This window comes from Rhodococcus sp. Z13, from assembly GCF_025837095.1.
Taxonomy (GTDB): domain Bacteria; phylum Actinomycetota; class Actinomycetes; order Mycobacteriales; family Mycobacteriaceae; genus Rhodococcus; species Rhodococcus sacchari.
Genome location: NZ_CP107551.1, coordinates 1450504 through 1474716, shown reverse-complemented (window position 1 = coordinate 1474716; position 24213 = coordinate 1450504). Strand labels below are relative to the sequence as shown.

19 protein-coding genes and 1 pseudogene are annotated in these 24213 nt (G+C 68.0%); 16 read left to right on the top strand and 4 right to left on the bottom strand.

Translation table 11 applies throughout. The features are described from left to right. The first annotated feature begins 22 nt into the window (after positions 1-22). From OED52_RS06735 to OED52_RS06695, 9 genes are all read left to right on the top strand, one after another. Entirely contained in the window at positions 23-988 is a 966-nt protein-coding gene (locus tag OED52_RS06735) for a C-terminal binding protein (RefSeq protein ID WP_264153882.1), read from the top strand. Next, a complete protein-coding gene (locus tag OED52_RS06730) occupies positions 985-1875 on the top strand; it encodes a sugar phosphate isomerase/epimerase family protein (protein WP_264153881.1) in 891 nt (296 codons plus the stop codon). Before OED52_RS06735 ends, OED52_RS06730 begins: the two co-directional genes overlap by 4 nt. Further along, a complete protein-coding gene (locus tag OED52_RS06725; protein ID WP_264153880.1) occupies positions 1872-3074 on the top strand; it encodes an aromatic ring-hydroxylating oxygenase subunit alpha in 1203 nt (400 codons plus the stop codon). The genes OED52_RS06730 and OED52_RS06725 overlap by 4 nt, the downstream gene beginning before the upstream one ends. Continuing rightward, positions 3074-4057 (top strand): PDR/VanB family oxidoreductase, encoded by a 984-nt coding sequence (locus OED52_RS06720; RefSeq protein ID WP_264153879.1) that lies wholly within the window; start codon positions 3074-3076, stop codon positions 4055-4057. Before OED52_RS06725 ends, OED52_RS06720 begins: the two co-directional genes overlap by 1 nt. Beyond that, a complete protein-coding gene (locus tag OED52_RS06715; RefSeq protein WP_264153878.1) occupies positions 4054-4818 on the top strand; it encodes a class II aldolase/adducin family protein in 765 nt (254 codons plus the stop codon). Before OED52_RS06720 ends, OED52_RS06715 begins: the two co-directional genes overlap by 4 nt. A 32-nt stretch (positions 4819-4850) precedes the next feature. Next, positions 4851-5792 (top strand): agmatinase, encoded by a 942-nt coding sequence (speB, locus tag OED52_RS06710; protein WP_264153877.1) that lies wholly within the window; start codon positions 4851-4853, stop codon positions 5790-5792. Between the two features lie 31 nt (positions 5793-5823). After that, positions 5824-7203, top strand: coding sequence for a 4-aminobutyrate--2-oxoglutarate transaminase (gene gabT / locus OED52_RS06705; RefSeq protein WP_264153876.1), 1380 nt, complete (start codon positions 5824-5826; stop codon positions 7201-7203). Then, a complete protein-coding gene (locus OED52_RS06700; protein ID WP_264153875.1) occupies positions 7200-8636 on the top strand; it encodes an NAD-dependent succinate-semialdehyde dehydrogenase in 1437 nt (478 codons plus the stop codon). The genes gabT and OED52_RS06700 overlap by 4 nt, the downstream gene beginning before the upstream one ends. A gap of 161 nt (positions 8637-8797) precedes the next feature. Then, positions 8798-9790 (top strand): rod shape-determining protein, encoded by a 993-nt coding sequence (locus OED52_RS06695; RefSeq protein ID WP_264154609.1) that lies wholly within the window; start codon positions 8798-8800, stop codon positions 9788-9790. Between the two features lie 27 nt (positions 9791-9817). Here OED52_RS06695 and OED52_RS06690 read toward each other — a convergent pair whose 3' ends face one another. Both OED52_RS06690 and OED52_RS06685 read right to left on the bottom strand, forming a co-directional pair. Beyond that, on the bottom strand, positions 9818-12568 hold the full coding sequence (locus OED52_RS06690) for an FtsW/RodA/SpoVE family cell cycle protein (RefSeq protein WP_264154608.1): 2751 nt from the start codon (positions 12566-12568) through the stop codon (positions 9818-9820). Positions 12569-12644: 76 nt separating this feature from the next. Further along, on the bottom strand, positions 12645-13880 hold the full coding sequence (locus tag OED52_RS06685; RefSeq protein ID WP_264153874.1) for a hypothetical protein: 1236 nt from the start codon (positions 13878-13880) through the stop codon (positions 12645-12647). 328 nt (positions 13881-14208) lie between these two features. Here OED52_RS06685 and OED52_RS06680 point away from each other — a divergent pair, with 328 nt between their 5' ends. Further along, a complete protein-coding gene (locus OED52_RS06680; RefSeq protein WP_413247724.1) occupies positions 14209-14535 on the top strand; it encodes a hypothetical protein in 327 nt (108 codons plus the stop codon). Between the two features lie 9 nt (positions 14536-14544). Here OED52_RS06680 and OED52_RS06675 read toward each other — a convergent pair whose 3' ends face one another. Both OED52_RS06675 and OED52_RS06670 read right to left on the bottom strand, forming a co-directional pair. Next, positions 14545-15348: an NAD(P)H-binding protein gene (locus tag OED52_RS06675; protein WP_264153873.1), complete on the bottom strand. Its 804-nt coding sequence runs from the start codon at positions 15346-15348 to the stop codon at positions 14545-14547. A gap of 80 nt (positions 15349-15428) precedes the next feature. After that, positions 15429-15653: pseudogene (locus OED52_RS06670) on the bottom strand (PNPOx family protein); the annotation flags it as partial. A gap of 156 nt (positions 15654-15809) precedes the next feature. On the opposite strand from OED52_RS06670, the gene OED52_RS06665 reads away from it, so the two are divergent. The 6 genes from OED52_RS06665 to OED52_RS06640 all read left to right on the top strand — a co-directional run bounded on the left by OED52_RS06665 (position 15810) and on the right by OED52_RS06640 (position 24152). Further along, positions 15810-16391, top strand: coding sequence for an HNH endonuclease domain-containing protein (locus OED52_RS06665; protein WP_264153872.1), 582 nt, complete (start codon positions 15810-15812; stop codon positions 16389-16391). A gap of 98 nt (positions 16392-16489) precedes the next feature. Further along, the gene (locus OED52_RS06660) at positions 16490-18361 is read left to right on the top strand and encodes a DUF2075 domain-containing protein (protein ID WP_264153871.1); all 1872 of its coding nucleotides are present in this window, start codon (positions 16490-16492) and stop codon (positions 18359-18361) included. 65 nt (positions 18362-18426) lie between these two features. Next, positions 18427-18954 carry a winged helix-turn-helix domain-containing protein gene (locus OED52_RS06655; protein ID WP_228524482.1) on the top strand — a complete coding sequence of 176 codons (528 nt, stop codon included), beginning with the start codon at positions 18427-18429 and terminating at the stop codon, positions 18952-18954. Beyond that, positions 18933-19508, top strand: a complete 576-nt coding sequence (locus OED52_RS06650) for an IS630 family transposase (RefSeq protein ID WP_229567206.1) — start codon at positions 18933-18935, stop codon at positions 19506-19508. The genes OED52_RS06655 and OED52_RS06650 overlap by 22 nt, the downstream gene beginning before the upstream one ends. 640 nt (positions 19509-20148) lie before the next feature. Beyond that, entirely contained in the window at positions 20149-21543 is a 1395-nt protein-coding gene (locus OED52_RS06645; RefSeq protein WP_264153870.1) for an IS1380 family transposase, read from the top strand. Between the two features lie 386 nt (positions 21544-21929). After that, a complete protein-coding gene (locus OED52_RS06640; RefSeq protein ID WP_264153869.1) occupies positions 21930-24152 on the top strand; it encodes a sigma factor-like helix-turn-helix DNA-binding protein in 2223 nt (740 codons plus the stop codon). Positions 24153-24213 lie beyond the last annotated feature (61 nt).

Genomic DNA, 24213 nt, shown 5'->3' with positions numbered 1-24213 from the left:
CCCGACCCGAACGGAGCACCTCATGGCATCCCCGATCGCGGTCTACACCGATCTCGACGACCTCGACCCCGGCGAGGGCATCGCCCTGCTGGAGGACGCAGGCTTCGAGGTCCGTGTACTCGAGACCCGCGACCCCGACACGATCGCCGCCGCCGCGGCGGACGCGTCCGCGCTACTCGTCGGCTACGCACCCGTCGACGCCGAGCTCCTCGACCGCCTCCCCCGGCTGGGCATCGTCTCGATGCTCTCGCGCGGCTACGACTCCGTCGACATCGACGCGGCCACCGTCCGCGACGTCTGGGTGGCCACGGTCGGGGATGTCGCCTCCACCGAGGTCGCCACCCACACCTGGGCCCTGACCCTCGCCGCTGTCCGCCGGCTCGACTTCTTCGCCCTGTCGGGGCGGCGCGGCTGGCTCGACCGCCCCACCCACGCACCCCGCCGTCTCGCCGACACCACCCTCGGGCTCGTCGGCCTCGGCCGGATCGGCTCCGAGGTCGCCGCGCTCGCCGCGGGATCGGTCGGCACGGTCCTCGGCTTCGACCGCCGCGGACGCGACGTGCCGGAGGGCGTCACCGCCGCCTCGCTCGCCGAGGTCGTCTCCCGGTCCGACGTGGTGTCGATCCACCTGCCCCTCGACGATTCCACCGAGAAGCTGTTCGACGCCGCGCTGCTCGCCACGATGAAGCCCGGCTCCTGGCTGATCAACGTCTCCCGCGGCGCCATCGTCGACTCCGAAGCCCTCGCCGACGCCCTCGACTCCGGGCACCTGGCCGGCGCCGCCCTCGACGTACTCGAGGTCGAACCGCCCGCCCCGGGCGACCGGCTCGCCGAGCACCCCAACGTCCTGCTGACCCCGCACGTGGCGTACCTGTCCGACCGCACCGCCCGCGAGTACGTCCGGATGCAGGCGCTCAACGTCGTCGAGTGGTACCGCACCGGCGCCCCGTCCCATCCCGTCACGAATCCCCACGAGGTGATCGCATGAGCATCCGGCTCGAGATGTTCCAGTCCCTGTGGGCCATGGAGGATCTGCCCTGGCGCGGTACCCCGTGGACCCTGCCCGAGCAGCTCGACCGGCTCGTCGAGGCGGACTTCGACGGTGTCGCCGTCGATCTCGGCGCCCGCGGCAAGCCCGAGGCCGACGTCCTCACACCCCTGCTCCGCGAACGCGGCCTGCAGTCGGCGGTCTTCGCCTTCCTCCGCGACGACACCGACCTCGACGCGGCCCTGCGTTACGCCGACACCATCGGCGCCGACCGGATGGTCGTGTGCGGCTGTGTCTTCGACCCCGACGACGCCGTCGTGATCGACACCGTGCACCGCTGGTACCGCACCGCCGAGGCCGCGGGCGTCGCGATGCAGCTCGAGACGCACCGCAACACCCTCACCGACGACATGCGCCGCACCACCCGGCTGCTGAGGGACCTCGACCCCGCCGTGAACCTGGCGATCGACCTGTCGCACTACGTCGCCGGCAGCGAGATCCCGGTGACCCCCACCCCCGAGATCGACGGGCACATCGAGGCCCTGTTCGCCCGCGCCGAATCCGTCCAGGGCCGCGTCGCGACCCGCTGCCAGGTACAGATCCCCCTCGGTTTCCCGCAGCACCGCGAGTGGGAGGACCTGTTCACCGGCTGGTGGACCCGCGCGTTCACCGCGATCCTCGAGCGCCGCGCCCGCGAGGGCAGCGACACCCCGGTGATGTTCTGCACCGAACTCGGCACCACCCCCTACGCCATCACCGACCGCGACGGCGTCGAACTGTCCGACCGCTGGACCGACGCCCTCACCCTCCGAGACCGGGCTCTCGCCTGTTTCACCGACGCCGCCACCCGCATCTCCACCCTCACGACCACAGGAGCGTCCCGATGAGCACCCTGCAGTTCCCCCTGCCGGAACGGACCACCACCTCGACCGGCAACGTCGTGGTCGACGGCCCGCTGGCCGACCTGCCCGCCGGCCGCGCCCTAGTCCCCGCCCGCGCCTACACCGGCACCGACGAGTTCGCCCTCGAACAGGAACGCATCTTCTCGTCGGGCTGGGTGTGGGCCGGATACGCGCACTGGGTGGCCGAGCCGGGTGCGGTGCACCCCGTCACCATCGGCGGCAAGCCGCTGCTGCTCGTGCACGGGGAGGACGGGCAGATCCGCGTCTTCCACAACTCGTGCCGGCACCGCGGCATGGCGCTGACCGAGAAGCCGCTCGTCGTGCAGGGCCGCATCCAGTGCGCCTACCACTGCTGGTCGTTCAAGCTCGACGGAACCCTCGCCGCCGCACCGTATTACACCCGGGAGCGTCGCTCGAAGCTCGATCCCGAGGTCGCGAAGCGGCTGAGCCTGTTGCTGGTCGCCAGCCACACCTGGGCCGGCATGATCTTCGTCGACCTGTCCGCCACCGAGACCGACCCGCAGGCCAGCGCCGACAGCTTCACCGCACACCTGTCCCCGCTGCTCGAGCGCTGGTCGCACATCGACTTCTCCCGCCTGCACCTGGCCGGTGAGCGCACGTTCGAGGTCGACGCCAACTGGAAGCTGGTGGTGGAGAACTTCCTCGACTTCTACCACCTGCCGTTCGTGCACCCACAGGTCGGACCGGTCACCGCCTCCCTCGACGTCGACGACGTGGCGCTGCAGCCGGACGTCATCGGCGGCAGTTACCCGCGCGGCGCCGCGGGCAAGGCCGAAAAGACCGCCAAGTCGCTGCCCTGGCTCGGCGACGTCCCCGAGGATCGTCTCGAGCGGCAGGACATCTTCTGCCTTTTCCCCAACGCCCTGGTGTTCCTCGAGGCCGACTGGTTCCAGGTCATCGGTTACCACCCCGAGGCCCCCGACCGCACCGTCGAGCACATGGCGATCTTCGTCGACTCCTCCGCTGCCGGGGACGATTTCGCCGAGACGCGGGATCAGCTGTGCGAGGTGTTGTGGCACGTCAACGAACAGGACATGCCGATGCTGCACCACCTGCAGATCGGCCGGAACTCCCCCGGCTCCGACTCGACCAACCTCGTCTCGCACTGGGATCAGATCACCGCACTGTTCCAGAAGCGGGTCGCCGAGAAGGCAGGTTACTGATGACCGCACTGCTCGAGAACACCACCGAACGCCCGCAGCGCACCCGCACGGTCCGCGTCACCGGGCTCGCCTGGGAGGCCGACGGGATCCTGTCGGTCACCCTCGCCGACCCGACCGGCGAGCCGCTGCCCGCCTGGGAGCCCGGCGCCCACATCGACATGGAACTCGCACCCGGCCTCACTCGCCAGTACTCGCTGTGCGGCGACCCCGACGACCTGCGCAACTGGACGGTCGCGGTGCGGCTGGCCGCCGACTCCCGCGGCGGTTCGGCGCACGTACACACCACGCTGCGCCCCGGCGACGTCCTGCGCGTGCAGGGACCGCGCCAGCATTTCCCGCTCGAGGACGCCCCCGCCTACGTCTTCGTCGCCGGCGGCATCGGCATCACCCCGCTGCTGCCGATGATCGAGGCCGTCGCCGCGCGCGGTGTGAGCGCGACGGTGCACTACGCCTACTCCGGTGACGCCCCGGCACGGTTCGTCGACCGCCTCGCCGCGACCGGTGTGCCCGTGCACCTGTATCCCTCCGCCGAGGGCACGCGGCTCGACCTGACGGCGCTGTGCGCCGGGCTCGGGGCGGGGACGCTGCTGTACTCGTGCGGCCCGGAACGCATGCTCACCGAACTGACCGAGCTGGTGCCTGCCGAGGCGCTGCGCATCGAGTCGTTCTCCCCCGCCCCGGCCGCACCCACCGCGGCTCCCGAGGTGCCCGCCGACTCGTCGTGCTGCTCGGTGCAGCTCGGTGTCGACGGCCCGATCGTCGAGGTCGCGGAGGACGAATCCGTCCTCGACGCCCTCGAACGCGCCGGCGCGGACGTGATGTGGTCGTGCCGCGAAGGCACCTGCGGCAGCTGCGAGGTCGGCGTGCTGTCCGGGACCATCGACCACCGCGACAACATCCTCCTCGACGAGGAGCGCGAGGAAGGAAAGACCTTCTTCCCGTGCGTGTCCCGCCCGCTGTCGAAGGCGGTGCTGGACCTGTGACCGGCACCGTCCCCACCATCACCGACGAGGAACTGCGGCTGCGCCGTGAGCTGGCGGCGGTGTACCGGCTGGTCGCGCACTTCGGGATGACCGACCTGATCTTCACGCACATCTCGCTGCGGCTGCCGGGACCGGAACCGCGGTTCCTCATCAACCCCTACGGGCTGTTGTTCGAGGAGATCACCGCGTCGAACCTCGTGGTGGTCGACCCGCGCGGCATGCCCGTCGGCGACACCGGCGCGCTGGTCAACCCGGCCGGGTTCGTCATCCACGGCGCGATCCACGCGGCCCGCGAGGATGCGCACTGCGTCCTGCACACCCACACGAGGGCGGGCTGCGCGGTCGCGGCGACCACCGACGGGCTGCTGCCCGTCAACCAGATGTCGATGGAGTTCTACAACCGCGTCGCCTACCACGACTACGAAGGTGTCGCGCTGAGCCTCGACGAGCAGGCCCGGCTCGTGGCCGATCTCGGCGACAGGCCGGTGATGATCCTCCGCAACCACGGTCTGCTCACCGTCGGCAGCACCCCGGCCGAGGCGTTCCTGCGCATGTTCTATCTGAACCGGGCGTGCGAGATCCAGGTGACCGCCGCCGCGACCGGCCCGCTCGTGCTGCCTCCGCCGGAGGTGTGCGAGCGCAGCGCCCGCCAGCTCACCGGCACCGAGACCGGCGACGACTTCGCCGACCCGGGCGCCGACCTGGCGTGGGCCGCGCTGCTGCGCCTGCTCGACCGCATCGCCCCCGACTACGCCGACTGACCTCTCCCCCATAGATGTAAGGACTGCTTCCCATGACTCCCATCGGACCCGTCGACGCCTCGCAGATCCCCCGTTACAGCGGGCCCGGCACCTTCGCGCGCCTGCCCCGCCTCGACGAGGTCACCAGCACCGACGTCGCCATCGTCGGTGTCCCCTTCGACACCGGCGTGAGCTACCGGCCCGGTGCCCGCCTCGGCCCGGCGCACGTGCGCGCCTCGTCGAAGCTGCTGCGCCCCTACAACCCGGCCCTGGACGTCTCGCCGTTCAAGGAGATGCAGGTCTCCGACGCCGGCGACATCGCCTGCAATCCGTTCGACATCGACGAGGCCGTGGCCGACATCGAGCGCGGCGCCGACGCCCTCACCGGTGACGGCACGCGCCTGCTCACCATCGGCGGCGACCACACCATCGCCCTGCCGCTGCTGCGCTCGGTCGCGCGGCGCCACGGTCCCGTCGCGGTCGTGCACTTCGACGCGCACCTCGACACCTGGGACACCTACTTCGGTGCGTCGATCACCCACGGCACCCCCTTCCGCCGGGCCTCCGAGGAAGGCCTGATCGACAAGGAGGCCAGCATGCACATCGGCACCCGCGGCCCCCTCTACAGCGACCAGGACCTGTCCGACGACAGGATGCTCGGCTTCTCGGCCGTCACCTCCCCGGAGATCGAGATCGACGGTGTCGCCGCGGCCATCGAGCGGATGCTCGCCCGCATCGGAGACCGGCCCGTCTACGTCTCCGTCGACATCGACGTCCTCGACCCCGCCCACGCCCCGGGCACCGGCACCCCCGAGGCCGGTGGTCTGACGAGCCGCGAGCTGCTGCGCATGCTCCGCGCCTTCGCGGGCACCAACCTCGTCGGCGCCGACATCGTCGAGGTCTCCCCCTCCTACGACCACGCCGAGATCACCGGCATCGCGGCCGCGCACGTCGGCTACGAACTGCTGTCCGCCATGGCCCTGCCGAAGGCCTGATCCCTCTCCTGCTGTACCGAAAGGCCCGTCGATGCCCGAGATCGAATACCGCATCCCCCAGCAACGCCGGCTCGTCACCGAGCTGCCCGGCCCGCGCTCGGCCGCGCTCACCGAGCGTCGCCGCAATGCCGTCGGCGCGGGTGTCGCGTCGTCCGTGCCCGTCTACGCGGCCGACGTCGACGGCGGCATCGTCCTCGACGTCGACGGCAACTCCCTCATCGACCTCGGCTCGGGTATCGCCGTCACCAGTGTGGGTGGCTCCGATGCGGCGGTGGTGAAGGCGATCCAGGAGCAGGCCGCGCACTTCACGCACACCTGCTTCATGGTCACCCCCTACGAGGGCTACGTGGCGGTCGCGGAGAAACTCGCCGAGCTCACCCCGGGCGATCACGCCAAGCGCACGGTGCTGTTCAACAGCGGTGCCGAGGCCGTGGAGAACGCCGTGAAGATCGCGCGGGTCGCGACGGGCCGCCGCACGGTGGTCGTCTTCGATCACGCCTATCACGGCCGCACCAACCTCACGATGGCGATGACGGCGAAGAACAAGCCGTACAAGGAGGGCTTCGGTCCGTTCGCCGCCGACGTGCACCGCGTCCCGGCGTCGTATCCCTTCCGTGAGGGCCTCAACCACGACGGCACCGAGATCACCGGGGTGCAGGCCGCGCAGCGGGCGATCGAGCAGATCGACAAGCAGGTCGGCGCGCACAACGTCGCGGCAATCGTGATCGAGCCGATCCAGGGCGAGGGCGGGTTCATCGTCCCGGCCGAGGGCTTCCTCCCCACCTTGGTGGACTGGGCGAAGTCGAACGGCATCGTCTTCGTCGCCGACGAGGTGCAGACCGGCATCGCCCGCACCGGATCCTGGTTCGCGAGCGACGCCGAGGGCATCGTCCCCGACCTGGTGACCATCGCCAAGGGTGTCGCCGGCGGGATGCCGCTCGCGGCGGTGACCGGTCGCGCCGAGCTGATCGACGCGGTCCACGGCGGTGGCCTCGGCGGCACCTACGGCGGCAACCCCGTCGCCTGTGCCGCGGCGCTGGCGACGCTGGACCGGATGGCCGAGCTGGACCTGTGCGGGCGGGCCCGGCGGATCGAGGAGATCGCCGTGCCGCGGCTGCAGGCCCTGGCCGAGGAGGTCGACGTGATCGGTGAGGTCCGTGGTCGCGGTGCGATGCTCGCCATCGAGCTCGTGCAGCCCGGCTCCCGGGAGCCGAACCCGCAGGCCGCCGCGGAGATCGCGGCCCGCGCGCTCGCCGAGGGCGTCATCCTGCTCACCTGCGGCACCTACGGCAACGTCATCCGGCTGCTGCCGCCGCTGGTGATTCCCGACGAACTGCTGGTCGACGGTCTCGACGTCCTCGCCGACGCGGTGCGCGCCACCGCCGGTGTCCTCGTGGGAGCGGCGCAGTGAGCACGCCGTTGTGGATCACCCAGTTGTGGCTGGGCGGTGCCCTCACCGACGCGTCCACCGGCGCGACCTTCCCCGTCGAGGATCCCGCGACCGGCGAACTGCTCGCCGAGGTCGCCGACGCTTCCCCCGCCGACGGGCTGCGCGCCCTCGACCTGGCCGCCGAGGTCCAGGCGTCGTGGGCCGCGACCCCGCCGCGGGAACGCGGTGAGATCCTGCGGCGGGCCTTCGATCTGGTGAAGGAGCGCGCCGACGAGTTCGCCCGCACCATCACCTCGGAGATGGGCAAGACCCTCGCCGAGGCGCACGGCGAGGTGAACTACGGCGCCGAGTTCCTACGCTGGAACGCCGAGGAGGCGGTGCGGATCGGTGGGCGTACGGCGACCTCGCCCGCCGGCAACGGCCGCATCCTCGTCACCAAGGAGCCGGTCGGGCCGGTGCTCGCGGTGACGCCGTGGAACTTCCCGCTGGCCATGGCCACCCGCAAGATCGGCCCGGCGCTGGCGGCGGGCTGCACGATCATCGTCAAGCCCGCTCCCGAGACACCGCTGACGATGCTGCTGCTCGGGCAGGTCTTCGCCGAGGCCGGATTGCCGGCCGGGGTGCTGTCGATCCTGCCGACCACCGATGCCGCGGCGCTGACCGAACCGATCCTGGCCGACCCGCGGCTGCGGAAGGTCACCTTCACCGGCTCCACCGGTGTCGGCAAGCTGCTGGTCCGTCAGTCCGCCGACCGGTTGCTGCGCACCTCCATGGAACTCGGGGGCAACGCACCGTTCGTGGTGTTCGCCGACGCCGACCTCGACGCCGCGGTCGACGGGGCGATGGCCGCGAAGATGCGCAACGGCGGCGAGGCGTGCACCGCGGCGAACCGCTTCTACGTCGCCGAGGACGTCGCGGAGGAGTTCACCGCGAAGCTGGTCGTGCGGATGGAGGCCGTGAAGGTCGGGCACGGACTCGACGACGGCACCGACCTCGGCCCGCTCATCACCTCGAAGCAGCGGGCCCGGGTGCACGAACTGGTACTCGACGCAGTCGAGCGCGGCGCGCGCCTGCTCACCGGTGGTGAGATCCCCGACGGGCCGGGCACCTTCTACCCGCCCACCGTGCTCGACCGGGTGCCCGCCGACGCGCGGGTGCTGAAGGAGGAGATCTTCGGGCCCGTCGTCGCCCTCACGACCTTCGCCGACGAGGACGAGGCCGTCGCCGCGGCGAACGACACCGACTACGGTCTCGCCGCCTACTTCTACACCCGTGATCTGGACCGGACGATGCGGGTGGCATCGGCGCTGAGATCCGGGATGGTGGGCGTGAACCGGGGCGTCATCTCCGACGTCGCCGCGCCGTTCGGCGGTGTCAAGGAATCGGGTTTCGGCCGCGAGGGCGGCGCGGAGGGTATCGAGGAGTATCTCGAGACGAAATACGTCGCGCTGTAACCGATTTGTGTGGTTCCGGCCCCGGATGCCGGGGCTGGGGCCACACAATCGATCGAAAGCGCTCTGTGCGGATTCCCAGGCGGTAACCTGGTGCACGCAACTTCTCGACTGTGCAGCCGTACACCACCGGACATTTCGGTGGAATCCTCCTGGAGGCGGACGTGCGTGGATTCGGTATCGATCTCGGAACTGCAAACACGGTTGTCGGTGCGCCCGACGAAGGCATAGTCCTCAACGAACCCTCACTGATGATAGTGCGGGCGGCGGATCGGCGCCGTGCACTGGCGATCGGCCGCGATGCGAGCGACCTCGTCGACCGTACCCCACCCGAACTCACCCCGATACATCCGATCCGCGACGGGGTGATCGTCGATCTGGAGACGGCCAAGACGTACCTGTCCGCGGTCCTCGAACGGATCGGTGCACGCCGGCACATCGGACTGCGGCCGACGGGCGTGCTGACGGTGCCCGCCGGCGCCACCCCGCTGGAGCGACGCGCGTTGCTCGAGGTCGGGCACGAGGCCGGGCTCCGGAAGATCGGCCTGGTGCCGGAACCGGTCGCGGGGGCCATCGGCTGCGGGATCGATCCGCTCGAACCGCGCACCCATCTCGTCGTCGACATCGGCGGTGGCACTTCGGAAGTCACCGCCCTCTGTTACGGCGGCATCCTCGCCCATCGCAGCACCCGGATCGCGGGCGACGACCTGACCGAGGCGATCCTGTCGTACCTGCGGTCCGAGCACCAGGTGGTCGTCGGTGAGTTCACCGCCGAACGTGCCAAGGTCGGAACACCCGCCACCTCCGACGAACAGTCGCTCGTGGTGGAGGGCCGCGACGCCGCCACCGGCCGGGCCCGGCTGGTGACCCTCGAAACCAAGGAGATCATGGACGCGGTGCGGCCCACCACGGCCGGCATCGTCCAGACGTTGTCGACGTGCCTGGACGACCTGCCGCCGCGCGCGATCAGCGACGTGATGTCCGAGGGCATCCTGGCGATCGGCGGCGGCTCGATGCTGCGCGGCATGTCGCAGCTGCTCGAGGAGGCCTTCGGGTTGCCGGTGAAGACCGCGGAGCGTCCGCTCACCTGCGTCGCCGAGGGTGCGACGGCGTGCATGGACCGCCCCGAGGTGGTCTCCGCCTACGCCGCAGCCTGATCACACGATCCCCGGCCGTCGGCCCCGTCACGGGGTCGGCGGCCGGGTCTGTGCGAGATAACGCTCGAGGATGCTCTTGACCACCGGGCCGGAGGTCGCCGACCCGAAGCCACCGCCGCGTACCAGGGCCGTGACCACCAGCTCGGGAGACTCGGCGGGCACCACCGCGGAGAACCACGCGTTGAGGCCCTTGCCGGGTGCCGACGGATCCTCGGCCGTGCCGGTCTTGGCGGCGGCCGTCACCGGCAGGCTCGCGAGCTGACCGGCGGTGCCGGCCGACGCCGACGCCCGCATGCCCGCGCGCACCGGTTCGAGCTTGTCCGCGAACGACAGCGGGCGCGGTTGTTCGGTGGGGATCGGGACCGCGTCGCCGGGGCCGTAGGCGGCGGCGAGCTGCGGGGTCACGAGCTGCCCCGACGCGATGCCCGCCGTCCACCGCGCGACCTGCACCGGCGTGGCGGTGACGGTGCCCTGACCGATGCCCATGAGCAGGGTCGAGCCCGGATACCAGGCGCCGCCGATGCTCTCGACGTTGTCCGGGGTGCCGAGAAAGCCCGCGGATTCGGCGGGCAGGTCGATGCCCGAGGGAGAACCCACGCCGAGTTCCGTGGCCGTCTCTGCGATGCGGTAGGGGCCGAGGAGATCGGCGAGTTGGTAGAAGTAGACGTTGTCGGACCACTGGATCGCGCCGAGCAGGTCGTTCGGTCCCATCGGCTGCCAGTTGGCGAAGGTGTGGCCGCCGTAGGTGTAGGCCGCGCCGCCCGCCAGCATCGCGTCGGGTGAGAGCACGTCGAACGCCGCGTTCGACGACGCCGTCACGATCTTGAACGTCGAGCCCGGCGGCACCGCGGTCTGCACGGCATGGTTGAGCATCCGTCCCGGCGACTGGGTCTGCGCCTCGATCGCGGCCAGGTCGGCCGGGGGTCCGTAGACGTTGTTGTCGTAACCGGGCACGCTGGCCAGCGCCAGCACCGCGCCGGTGCGGGCGTCCATCATCACCGCCGCGCCGAGGTCGCCGCCGCTCGAGTGCACGGCCTGGGCGAGGGCGTCGGTCGCGGCCCGCTGCATCCCGAGGTCGAGATGCAACCGCAGGTCGTGGCCGCGGATCGGGTCGACCCGCTCCCCCGTACCGACCGGGCGGCCGGACGGGTCGACGTAGACGCACTGGCGGCCGTCGACCCCGCGGAGCAACGCGTCGTACTGCCGCTCGAGGCCGGCCTTGCCCACCCGCGAGCCGAGCGCGAGGGTCGGCCAGACCTGCATGTCCTGCTCGTCGGCGATCCCGACGTAGCCGAGCACCGACGCGAGCACCTCGCCCTGCGGGTACTGGCGGCGCCCGGTCGGGTAGACGAGCACCCAGGGCAGCTGGGCGTCGACGATCGTGCGGGCCTGCTCCGGGCCGACCCGGGCGAGCACGACCTGCAGTTCCCCGCCGTCGTTGCGGATCTCCTCGTCGAGCTTGTCCTGCGGCATGCCGAGCAGCGCGGCGAGTTCGGCGTGCGCCGTCGAGTTGCTCTCGGCGAACATGCGGGCGACCACCGCGACGGTGTACTCGGCGACGTTCGACGCCACCGGGACGCCGTTGCGGTCGAGGATCTGGCCGCGCTCGGCGGGCAGGCGGATGCAGCGCAGCATCTGGGTGTCGCTGGTCGCGCGCAGCTCCGGGCCGTGATCGGTCTGCAGCTGCCAGGCGAACACCGACATCGCGACGAGTGAGGCCGTCGTCACCAGCGCGCCCGCCGTCACCCCGCGGGGCAGGCGGCGTTTGCGGGGTTCGGTGATCCACAGTCTCTTCGTCACGCCGTCGCGGCGCACCGCGAGCACCAGACCGATCGACACGAACCCGACGATCGAGGCGGTGCCGCCGTAGCTGAAGACGGGGATCGGCATGCCGGTGTGCGGCAGCAGCGACAGCGACTGCGCGACCGAGACGGCGGTGTGGATACCGAACACACCACCCACACCGGCCGCGACCAGCGCTGCTTCCCGCGTGCGCGCGACCCGGGAGGCGAGCACCGACCGCCACACGATCACCACGACGGCCAGCACGACGGCGATGCCCGCGGCCAGCCCCCAGCCGTAGACCAGGCTCGCGAACGCCAGGTCGTGCTCCGATTCGGGAAGGTACTCGGCGCGCAACCCGAAGTCCGGTTCCCGGCCGAGCCCCCACCATCCGGCGCTGCCGATCGCGATGTCGGCCTGCCAGGCCGCCCAGCCCGAGCCCTGCGGGTCGGCCGAGTCCGACAGGAACACGTGGATGCGTTCGAGCTGGTAGGGGCGCAGGAACAGCACCGACAACGGCAGGAACGCGAGACCGGCCCCGAAGATCGGCAGCAGCAGCCGCATCGGCACCTTCGCCAGGATCAGCATGAGCACCACGGTGGCCACGAGCACCACGGCCGTCGACAGGTCGGGTTGCAGCGCCACCAGGGCGATCGGCACCGCCGAGACCACCAGGACCAGCAGGAACCGGCGCAGCGTGTACCCGGCGGCGAGGATCGCCGCGGGCACCATGACCAGCGCGAGCTTGGCGATCTCGGACGGTTGCAGTGTGAACAGGCCGAGGTTCAGCCAGCGTTGTGCGCCCTTGGTCGCGACCCCGATCACCGGCACCGCGACGAGCAATACGACCGTGGCGACGTACAGCCCCCACCCGAACCGGGTCAGGGAAGTGGCCCGCAGCCGCGAGGTCGCCCACATCGCCGCCAGACCCACCCCGCCGAGCAGCGCGTGGCGCAGGGCCAGCGACGGCATGCCCGTCGACACCATGTTGAGCATGCCGAGAACGACGAGCGCGATCGCCGCGGTGACGAGCCAGGGGTCGGAGGGTTTCTTGTCCGTGGGCGTCCTGTCCTTATCCACCCGCACCGGAGCCCCCCGGCGGGCAGGTGGCGGTCTCGGCAGGCACGTACACCGGTTGCGACGCCACCGCGACGGGGACGGTGGTCACGGCGGCGACGGCCAGCGCCGACCCCGGCGGCAGGTCGACGATCCCGATGCCGTAGGCCTCGGGTGCGCCCGGCGACACCGGCACGGTGATGTCGGCGCCCGGCCGTGTCTCTCCGGTGCACCGGTCGTAGACGGTCAGATTCCAGGTCACCGCACCGATGTTCGCGGCGGGGTCGAGACCGACGTCGGCGCGCACGGCACACGTGCCACCCGGTTCGCAGCCGCCGTTCGCGAAGGTCGCGGTGACCTCCTTGATCGGTCCGGCCGACCCCGGAAGAGCGATGTCGACGGGACCCGCCGCGACACCCGGCTCGGTCGGTGGGGGTGCCTCGGGTGGCAGGGAGACCGGACTGATCCGGTCGTCCATCGCCGGTTCACCCGAACCGAGCAGGGTCTGCCAGCCCTCCTTCAGTTCGACCCAGGCGGTGGGCGCCACCCATCCCAGGCCGACGAGCACCAGGGCGGCGAGCAGCGCGAGGAGTCCCCGGCGCCGAAAGGGGCGCCTCCGTTTCCGGTGCCAGGTCTTGCCCATGGGCGGAGCCGAGTGCCGTTCGGTGGGAGGGACCGGAGACACCGGGATCGATATGTCGGTGCGGTCCGCCACGGTGTCCTCCAGGCGCGCGTGGCCCTCCACTGTGGCGACGAGCGCGGCGATCTGGCGCCGCTTCCGCTCCACCTGGGCGGGATCGAATTCCTTTGCAGCGGCGTGACGTACCCGTCGCGCCAGGCCGACGAGGTCCGACGATCCGGCAATCGCCTCGTCCACCCTGTCCGCGAAGTCCGCATTGCGGCAGTTCCGGGTGATCTGCCGGAGCAGCTCCGTCGCTGCGCCGCGTACCTCGTCCCAGGAGCCCGCCGTCCCGGTGCACTCCATCGACAGTTCCCCGGACTCGGACACCCGGACGGCGTGGCCCCGCAGTCGGATCGGATGGATGCCGCGGCTGTGGGCCAGTTCGAGTTGATCGACGACGTCCGTGGCGAGCAGCGCCGCCTGCGCCGGCGTCAGTGTGGCAACGGCAAGCAGCCTTCCGAGCGCGGGGCCGCCCCCACCGGAGTCGTCCTCGACACGGGCGATCGGTCCGGTACGGGCCGCATCGGGTTCGTCGTTCCTCGCGTGGAGTCCCAAGACTGCTTCGACCATCGTGCACCCCGAAAAACGCAAGGCCGCCCGTCTGCGTCGGTATGACCCGAACGGGCGGGAGATGGACCAGTTCGTACCTTTTCAGTCTGCCTACTCGTTTCCGAAATCAATTGTGTGCCATTTGCCCACGAGTTGCCTCGAGTTTCATCGAAACCCCTCCGCGCGTATCGATTCGGGTCGTTCCGGCCCCGCTTTCCGGGGCCGGAACCGGACATATTCCTTTATGCATCAGCCGTGTGTTTTCTGCACGTACCCGACGGCATCTTTTCCGTTCCCGTACCGTGACCGTCGGGAGGTTGACATGACACTCGGCAGATCGATTCTCCGCATGGCAGGGCCCTTCAACTCCGCCGTGATGACGGCCGCCGGGCTCCCGGTGATCGGCGACCGCATCCGCAACCACATCGCACCGATCACCTACACGGGACGGAAGTCCGGCAGAACCATCACGCTGCCTGTCGGTTACCGGCGTTCGGGCGACACGGTGACGATCCGCGTCGCGATGCCCGACGAGAAGACGTGGTGGCGCAACTTCCTCGGCGAGGGTGCGCCCATGAGCATCGAACTCGACGGGCACGAGCGGAGCGGGCACGCCGTCGCCACCCGCGACGCGCGCGGGCGCGTCGAGGTGGTGCTGAAACTCGATCCCGTGTAGGCGCGGTCGTCAGCGGAACAGGTCGGCGTTCGCCTCCGCCCACTGCGCGAAGGTCGTCGCCGGTCGGCCGAGGACGTCGGCCACCGTCGTCGTGGGCTCCTGCGGGTGGTCGACGAGCCTCGCCCGCCCGTCCAGGTACCAGCCGGCATACTCCCCCATCGCCTCGGCGAGCACCGCCTCGGCCTCCTCGCGCGGCACCTCGACGAACGGGATGTCGCGGCCCAAGGCCCGCCCGAGGGCGCGGACCATGTCGGGGTGGGTCAGCGATTCCGGTCCGGTGAGCTCGTACGTCCGTCCGGAATGCGACTCGTCGAGCAGTGCCCGGGCGGCCACCGCGGCGATGTCCTCGAGCGCGATCGGGGCGTTGGCCGCGGTGGGGTACGCACCGAGGACCCGGCCGCTCCTCCGGATCTGATCCGACCATACGGTCGCATTCGTCATGAACTCCCCCGGCTCGAGGTGCGTGCAGGCCAGCCCCGACGCCTCGACGTCCCCCTCGATGCCGTGCCACTCCGTCCCGGGCCCGCCGGTGAGGGTGACGATCCGCCGTACCCCCGCGTCCCGGGCCAGCGCCGCAACCTCGCGGGCCACCGCGGGGACGGGAGCGAGGTAGACGACGTCGACACCGTCGAACACCCCACCCAAGGTTTCGGGCTTACCCACATATCCCCGGACGACCTCCACCCCGTCGGGCAGCGCCGCGCGGGCGGGGTTCACGGTCAGGGCACGGACCTGTGGCACATCAGCGCGGAGCAGCTCGTCCACCACGAGCCGGCCGACGTTGCCGGTCGCGCCCGTCACCAGGATGGTCACGTCCCCAGGGTAGGCCGACGCAACTTCGGTGTTCCCGACTTCGGATACCGCAGTCGAGAACACCGGATCGAATCGACGTCCTACAGGTCGGTGACGTCGGTCAGCTCGTAGTGCAGGGTCGATGTCCGCATCAGCCGGTGGGCGAGATGCACCCCGACGTGCTGGACCACAGGGAACCGCTTGTCGATCAGCTCCCCGGCGTGAGCCGACTCCTGACCGGACAGCAGCCGGGCGGTCGCCCGGGCCGGCGCGCCCGTCGGCTTCCCCGACCACGTGCAGGGACGGATCCGGACCTCGTGGAAGTTGCACGCGAGTCCCTCCACCCGCTCTATCAGCGTCTGGTTCGCTCTTTACGCCTGACCGTGGCTCAACAGCCGCTCACACACCTCCAGACCATCCCGCACAGCCGTCTCCGAGACGCGTTTCTGTTCGATGCGTGCGGCTTCCACAAGAAGATGACGATGAGCGACGTCGACCGGATCGGTGTCATCGTGTTACGTCCCGGCGTACCTGATGGACTGCGACGTACGGCAACGCTGCTCCGAACGTTCGTGCGTTCCCTGTGGGCGCGCGATGTCATCGATCTGAACCGTGCCGAACTCGATGCGGAGGACATCGACGGTTTCCTGTTCGGCACCGATCGCACCACTCTGCGCGCCCTTGTCGACCCTCTGCGCGAACTGCAGTCCGATCGATGCTTCTACTGCGGAAGCCGATTGTCCTCCGAAATTCAGATCGACCGTGTCGTGCCGTGGTCGATGATCCCGATCGACGGCGTCGCCAACCTGGTGGCCACCGATGCGCGATGCAACCTCGACAAGTCCGCAAGCATCCCGGTGCGCAAACACGTGACACGAGCCCTGGAACGGGAATCGTTGTCCGAGGTCTCCGTCATCACACGCATCCCCGTCCTGCACAAGCGGACCGCCTCGGCTGCGCATGGCCTGTATGCGGCACTGCCGGCCGGTTCGATGTTGTGGAAGAGCGCCGGGACCTACCAAGCCCACTCCCCTAGCGAGGCCCGACAGATTGCGTCGAGATAGTCTCGAGTCTGCGGCCCGACGGACTTCCGCTGCGGTGAGCAGTCCAGGACATGTCCCCACCCGCACGAGTGGATTCGTGCTGCCTTGGGGACCTGACTGTGACGCTTCTTCGTACCACCGCCCGCCGGATCGCCGACCTGGATCGTCCAGAATCGCTGGTGGAGCAGTTGCTGGAGCAGATGCTGTTCCGCACAGGACGTCGTGCCGGCGAAGCCGAGCAGAGGGCGTGGGCGCGAAGTCTTCCCGTCCTGGCACAGGATCTCGTCGACGCCGGTCTCGAAGAGGTCGAGATGCTGGTCGAATATCACCTGCCGCTGACGTCGCAGCGCGCCGACGTCGTCCTGGCGGGAGTCCACCCACGAACCGGTGCAGCCTCCTACGTTGTGGTGGAGCTGAAGCAGTGGTCGGCAGCACACCGGTACGAAGATAGTTCCGAACTCGTCGAGGTCGACGGTATGCCGGGCGGTCCGAAGCTGCACCCCGCGGCTCAGGTCAAGGGCTACTGCGATTACCTCGCCGATTTCGCCCGTACCGTCGCGGACCAGCCTGATGCGCTGGCCGGCATCGCCTATCTGCACAATGCGACCGATCCCGGAGCGGTCGCCGATCTGCGGTCGTACCCGATGGGCATCACCGGGCGCATGTTCACTGCCGCCGAGCGCGGGGACATGATCGCGTTCCTTCAAAGTCGTCTCGCGCCCACCCCCGGGTATGCGGCCGGGGATGCGCTGATGAAGTCGGCGATCGCACCGTCCCAGCAACTCCTCAAGGTCGCTGCCGCAGAAGTTCGGGATCGACCCCAATTCCATCTCCTGGGCAACCAGCAGCTCGCGGTGGACCTCGTACTTCACGAGGTGGAGCAGTCGCGCGCCGCCGACCGCAAGCGGGTCATCATCGTGACGGGTGGGCCGGGCAGCGGCAAGAGTGTGATTGCACTGTCGCTGCTCGGGGAACTCGCCCGCCGCGGACGAACCGTTCTTCATGCGACGGGATCCCGGTCGTTCACCCAGACACTGCGGAAGGTCGCAGGTTACCGCGCTCCGCGTGTGCAGAAGATGTTCAAGTACTTCAACCAGTTCATGACCGCCGAACGCAACGGTCTGGACGTACTCATCCTCGATGAGGCCCACCGCATCCGGGAGACGTCGGTCGACCGTTACACGCGGGCGGAACTGCGCACCGGCCGCCCTCAGATCGACGAACTCATCGCGGCAGCCCGCGTCCCGGTGTTCCTGCTGGACGAACATCAGGTGGTGCGCCCCGGCGAGATGGGCTCCTTCGCCCAGATTCAGTCTTACGCAGCATCTCTGGGACTCGAGACCCATCACATCCATCTCAGCGAACAGTTCCGGTGTGGAGGTAGCGAGGAGTACCTGTTGTGGGTCAAGCGACTTCTCGACCTCGAAGATGGCGGCCCGTTCGCGTGGAAGGGGGATCCACAGTTCACCGTGCGGGTCGCCGACTCACCCGAGGACATGGAGCACCTTCTCCAGCAGCAGATGGAACGCGGCTACTCGGCCCGGATGACGGCCGGTTACTGCTGGCCCTGGAGCGATGCAGACAAGAGCGGGCAGCTGGTACCCGATGTTCAGATCGGCAATTGGGCACGCCCGTGGAACAGCAAGAGTGACCGCCGAGTCGGCGACGCACCTCCCTCTGCTCTTTGGGCGACCGAGGATGGCGGGTTCGGCCAGATCGGCTGCGTCTACACCGCCCAGGGATTCGAGTACGACTGGAACGGAGTCATCATCGGCCCCGACCTGGTCTGGCGGAACGGACGGTTCGTCACCATCCGCGAAGCGAACCGCGATCCGGATTTCAGAAATCGCACCAGAATTCCCGACGCACGTTTCGACCGGCTGGTGCGGAACGTGTACAAGGTTCTGTTCACTCGCGGGATGATCGGCACCGTCATCTATTCGACCGATGCCGAAACGCGGGAGGCGCTTCGCACGTTGGTTTCCGATTAAAGATCTTTCGGTAATAGGGCGTGTCGTTGCACGTGATTCGCGCCGTGCTGCTTGATCATTGACGAATGGCAGGGAAGAAGACCGGTTCCGGCGAGGAGTCCGACGCCCGGAAAGTCAAGCAACGCGGCGCTCGTCGTGATCTCGACGCGTTGCGTGAGCGGCGGATGCAGGCGGCGGAGATGTTCGCCGCGGGACGGCGGCAGATCGATGTCGCGGTCGAGCTGGAGGTTTCCCAGCAGACCGCCTCCCGCTGGTATCGGCAGTGGACCGAAGGCGGTAGCGAAGCGCTCGAAGGTGCAGGTCGGGCGGGACGCCGGCCTCGTCTCGACGACACCCAGATCGAGGTGATCCGAGAGGAATTACTCCAAGGACCTCGAGCGCACGGCTTCGCCACCGGGGTATGGACCCTGGGCCGGGTCGCGATCGTGATCGAGCGGGTCACCGGCGTGACCTACGGGCCCACCCAGACCTGGACGATCCTGCGGACCCGGCTCGGCTGGAGCCGGCAACGTCCCGCACGGCGGGCGGTCGAACGCGACGAGGACGCCATCGTCGCCTGGCGCGAGAACGAGTGGCCGCGGATAAAAAAATAGCGCGGCGCCGAGGTGCGTGGATCTGCTTCCAGGACGAAAGCGGCGTGTCGCTGCTCCCGGTGGTCCGCGCGACCTGGGCGCCGAAAGGCGTGACCCCTGTTCTGCATCACCGATTCTCCTGGAAACGCATGTCCATGGCCGGAGTCCTGGCCTATCGCCCCGACCGCAACCGCAGCGCGTTCGTGTTCTCCATGACCGACGGTGCCTACAACACCGACAAACTCATCGAGTTCCTCACCGAACTGCGCACCCACTTCGCCGGCGAGAAGATCATCCTGCTCTGGGACGGGCTCATGGCCCACCGGTCCAAGGCGATGACCGCGTGGCTGGCCACCCAACGCCACTGGCTCCACGTCGAACGCCTCCCGGCGTATGCGCCCGACCTCAACCCGATCGAACAGGTCTGGGGCAACATGAAATCCACCGAACTGGCCAATCTGTGCCCCGACACCCTCGACGAGGTCCGTGTGGCGACCGAGGCCGGACTGACCCGGATCGGCTCGAGCTACGACCTGTGCCACGCCTTCCTCGACCACACCGGGCTCTCCTTGTGATCATTACTCACTCAATTACCGAAATATCTGTAGGACACGGTGTTCTCCCATTGGGGTGAGATACCTTGACAAGATCTACCAAGGTCGTCGACCAGACACTCGTCGGCTCGATCATCTCAGTACAGCGAACACTCCTGTCTTGGAACGACATTCGGAAGACTATTGCACATGCATTCGAATGCTGCCAAGATGCCAAGATCGTCACCGACCCGCGTGGCGTTACAACTGAAGAAGGCCCGCCAGGAGCTGCAACTCCCGACGGACGGATGTCCGACTGTAAGGGAGGTGACCCCACGCGCTTCGCACATGCTTGGATACCGTTATGACAGACGCTACCCCAGCCTGCACCTACTCCGACGAGGTGTAGACGTTGCGATATGAGTACGGCTGGCTGCCGGACGACGAGTACGGACGCGCTGTACGGTGCGGGCGTCGCTCGGCTCGAGCAGCACAAGCGAAGGCTTATATCCGTCGTACCACCCGTTCAAGTCTTCGATTGCCGTTGACAGGTCAAACTTAGCCTCGGGCATTCATGCCGATTGAGCGGAAACCCGTGTCAATCACGAAGAATGATGCTCTGAGCTGGGATAATTCGACTTGCGAAGGTTGAATCAGTCCCAGTTCGAGGAGCACCATTCCGGTGAGCAAGTCTACGTCCCCCTATCCCCACCTGTCCGCATCAGCCACCGGAACCGGCCTCGTGTCGCATGCCGGAGCCGTCCTGCTGCTGCGCACCGCGGAGAAAACCGGACTTGCCACGGCATTGACGACCGAACTCGCACCGTATCGAAAGCCGTTGACCCGACACGATCCCGGCAAGATCGTCCTCGACCTCGCGGTCTCCCTCGCACTCGGTGGGGACTGCCTCGCCGACATCGCACAACTGCGCGCTCACCCCGAACTGTTCGGTGCGGTGGCCTCCGACCCGACCGTCTCCCGCCTGATCAGCAGGTTGGCCGCCGACACCGACACCGCACTGGCCGCGATCGACCGGGCCCGCGCCACCGCCCGCTCCCACGCCTGGGCCGCTGCCGGCACATCGGCTCCCGACCATGCCATCGACGAAGCGCATCCGCTGGTCCTCGACATCGATGCCACCCTGGTCACCGCGCATTCCGAGAAGGAACAGGCCGCCCCGACGTTCAAGCGAGGGTTCGGTTTCCATCCGTTGTGCGCGTTCGTCGACCACGGCACCGGCGGTACCGGTGAACCCGTCGCGATGCTGCTGCGGCCGGGTAACTCGGGATCGAACACCGCCTCCGATCACATCACCGTGGTGCAGGACGCACTCGCACAGTTGCCGCTCGACCCGGCATACCGGGTCGGGAAGAAGGTACTGGTCCGTATCGACGGCGCCGGCGGTACCCACCACCTGATCGAGTACCTCACCAAGCGTCGCCTATCGTACTCGATCGGATTCGGGTTGACCGACGCCCACGCCGACGCGATCGATCTGGTTCCGGAACAGGCATGGACCCCGGCCTACGACGCCGACGGGCAGGTCCGCGACGGTGCCTGGATCACCGAGATCACCGACCTACTCGACCTGTCCACCTGGCCGAAAGGCATGCGGGTGATCGTCCGGAAGGAGCGCCCACACCCCGGTGCGCAGTTGCGGTTCACCGACCGCGACGGCCTACGCCTGACCGCGTTCGTGACGAACACCCGCCGCGGTCAGCTGCCAGATCTGGAGGTGCGGCATCGGCGACGGGCTCGGTGCGAGGACCGGATCCGGGCGGCGAAAGCCACCGGCTTGCAGAATCTTCCGTTGCACGGTTTCGACCAGAACCGCATCTGGTTGGCGCTCGTGCAACTGGCATGCGAGCTGCTCGCGTGGATGCAGATGCTCGCCTTGACCGAGGTTCCAGCGCGGCGGTGGGAGCCGAAACGGCTGCGGCTGCGGTTGCTGTCGATCGCGGGGAGGATCGCCCGGCATGCCCGCCGTGTTCGTCTGCGACTGGCTGCGACAGCTCCGGATGTCGATCTTCTCGTGGCCAGCCTGAACCGGCTCGCAGCGCTACCTGCGCCTGCGTGACCTGCATGTACCAGTTTCATCGAGACGAAAGGACACGATTTCCGGGGCCGTGGACCCCGACGCCACCCGACCGTGTCGGGCAGTCGACCGTGGATACCCACCGGATCCACGGTCTCCACACCCAATCCGAGACCGCTCAGGCCGGCACGCGGTCCGCGCGAAAGATTGAGGTTAGGGACATGCGCCGCTCATCCATAGGATCAGGTCACCCTATTCCAAGGCAGTTCGACCTAACCTTTGACCATATGCGGAGCGTTCGTAACGAAAACGAACGCCACGGGGAATAAGCCTAGTGACCAGAGGTTCACGACCCCGCCCGTTCGCCGGGAACGGCGGTCATGATCCGATGGTGACGTACCAGTTGTTGCCAGGGTGAGGAGAAAAGTGTGTCGGGGTCGGAAGACAGCCCGGATATCGCACGGTGGTTGGATGTCTTTCCCTGGCTCGAGTCAACAGCTGATACATCGTTAGGGCCATGGTGGAACCAGCCGGCCTCCGGACCGAACGTCTCCAAGCGTCATCGGCATCTGGAGGCGATCGCAGAAATCGCCATGTCCCAGCTCTCCCGCTGGACGATAGCCCAGCTGTTTCCCACCGCCGATACGGGTCTATCCCTGGATGCTTTGGGTCTTCCACCGCGAGGACTGAACATGTTCACCCGGCGGGGGTATCGAACGGTCGAGGACATCGCCGGCCTGTCCGTCGAGGAGATCCTCGACTGGAAGAACTTCGGTGTGGGCTCTGTGTCCACAATCCTCGAGATTCTCGCGGACCAGGCCGTTGCGGATGCTGCTACGCCGGAACCCGGTGGCGCGGATGAAAGTGTCCTGCGCGCGCCGGTATTGGAGAAAGACGCGCAGACCCCCGTACAACCCGGCGTTGATGCATCCACCATCGACGATCTGCGAGTCGTCGCAGAGTGGCTGGCCTTGGTGGGGCTTCCGGACAGCCCACTGTTTACGCAAACACTTCCAATTGGGACTCCGCAGGATGTAGTGCGCGCGAAGAAGCGGCTCGAGGTTCTGACAAGTACGGCTGTCCTGGGAGCAGAGAGGGCTCTGGACGCGGCCAGTATCCTCAACCGGTCGATCCGGAAACTCGATGACCGTGCCATCGGCATTCTTCGAGATCGGATGTTCGCCGACTCCCCTCTCACTCTGGATGCAATCGGCTCGAAGCTCGGGGTGACTCGCGAGAGAGTTCGGCAGATCGAATCCAAAGCCCGCAGCGCGCTCCTATCCGAACTGGGAGACGATAGCGGAAGTCCGCTTGCCTCACTGGCCCAGGCTGCTCAACGCACGATTCACGATGTTCTACCTCTTTCGGCACTTCTCGAGGAGATGCCCTCGTTGAAGCACACCGTCGACACCGTCCAGCAACCAGCCTGGCGAGTTCTTGACCGCTTAGATGATTCGTATGAGATCGAGGACGGCTGGTGCGCTTCGCCGACCGTCGAGGCTGCCAGAACCGCAACTGCTACACAGATCGAAGAATTCGTTGACGGTTACGGTGTGGCCCTTGTGGCGTCGCTCGACTTCATCGACATCGAGCCAGAGGATCGCAAGCGTGCTATTACAGCCGAATGGCTCGAATACTGCGGCTACACGATCGATGGTGACCATCTCCTCACTCGAACACAGTCGGTACAGGACTATGCAGCGTCGATCTTGTCCGTGGTCGGCTCGCCTCTCTCCTCAGATGACATCATCGCTAGATTCGCCGTGGAACGTAACGTCCGATCCCTCCGCAATGCGCTGGCGAAGGACGACCGATTCACCCGAGTCGACCGCGATCGCTGGGCCCTCAGCGAATGGGGGCTGGATACGTACTCCGACATTCGCTCGCTGATCAGATCGGAGCTGACCAGCAACGGCGGCCGTATAGGTCTGGACACCCTGATCGAGAAGATCACCAGTAAGTATTCGGTTTCTCCCAGCAGTGTTACCGCCTACGCTTCATCCGCACCATTCGAGACGAACGATGGAGTGGTGCAGTTGGCAACAGGTCCTCGAGAGGTACGAAAGACACCTCAGCAAACCCGCCGAATGTTCCGTCGTCCAGACGGGTGGTCGATTCGAGTGAAAGTCACCAAGGACCATCTTCGCGGAAGTGGCTCGGTAGCCCCCACCGCAGTCGCCGGAATCTTGGACCTGCAACCGGGAGAGACCGTGCAGCTCGATTCGCCGCTCGGACCACAAATGGTGGCCTGGACAGGGATTCAGCCGAACTTCGGCACGATTCGTCGCTTCTTGGTCGACCGCGACATAGCCGCCGGAGACGAGGTTTTCCTGACAATCAACGACGACAAAACCTTCTCAGTCGAGGAAGCATCGGAACCAACTGGTGAACCACTCACGGACGCACTTGCACTTATCGGCGTGGCACCGCAGCCGACTCCTTCCGATAACTATAAAGCACTCTGTGCGGCCATATGCATCCCGGATTCTTCAGGCATCGCCTCACTCATCGGGGCCTATCGGGAGCGCGGTGACACCGATATTTCCGACCTCTTGATCGCTTCGCGTGATTCACTCGAGACCGCAGAAGCCGCCGTGTCTGCCCCAGAGGTCGAATCCGCCGACGTCGACGACATCTTGGACCTGCTGTGACGAACCCGACTGGTCGGGGTCTTCGATCCCTGAAGCTCGAGGACCGTTACCGAAGTGACCG

Excerpts from the sequence above, each read along its gene's own strand:
- speB (WP_264153877.1), top strand. The coding sequence starts at position 4,851 with ATGACTCCCATCGGACCCGTCGACGCCTCGCAGATCCCCCGTTACAGC.
- OED52_RS06685 (WP_264153874.1), bottom strand. The coding sequence starts at position 13,880 with ATGGTCGAAGCAGTCTTGGGACTCCACGCGAGGAACGACGAACCCGAT.
- gabT (WP_264153876.1), top strand. The coding sequence starts at position 5,824 with ATGCCCGAGATCGAATACCGCATCCCCCAGCAACGCCGGCTCGTCACC.
- OED52_RS06720 (WP_264153879.1), top strand. The coding sequence starts at position 3,074 with ATGACCGCACTGCTCGAGAACACCACCGAACGCCCGCAGCGCACCCGC.
- OED52_RS06735 (WP_264153882.1), top strand. The coding sequence starts at position 23 with ATGGCATCCCCGATCGCGGTCTACACCGATCTCGACGACCTCGACCCC.
- OED52_RS06655 (WP_228524482.1), top strand. The coding sequence starts at position 18,427 with ATGGCAGGGAAGAAGACCGGTTCCGGCGAGGAGTCCGACGCCCGGAAA.
- OED52_RS06690 (WP_264154608.1), bottom strand. The coding sequence starts at position 12,568 with ATGCTCAACATGGTGTCGACGGGCATGCCGTCGCTGGCCCTGCGCCAC.
- OED52_RS06680 (WP_413247724.1), top strand. The coding sequence starts at position 14,209 with ATGGCAGGGCCCTTCAACTCCGCCGTGATGACGGCCGCCGGGCTCCCG.
- OED52_RS06725 (WP_264153880.1), top strand. The coding sequence starts at position 1,872 with ATGAGCACCCTGCAGTTCCCCCTGCCGGAACGGACCACCACCTCGACC.
- OED52_RS06730 (WP_264153881.1), top strand. The coding sequence starts at position 985 with ATGAGCATCCGGCTCGAGATGTTCCAGTCCCTGTGGGCCATGGAGGAT.
- OED52_RS06665 (WP_264153872.1), top strand. The coding sequence starts at position 15,810 with ATGAGCGACGTCGACCGGATCGGTGTCATCGTGTTACGTCCCGGCGTA.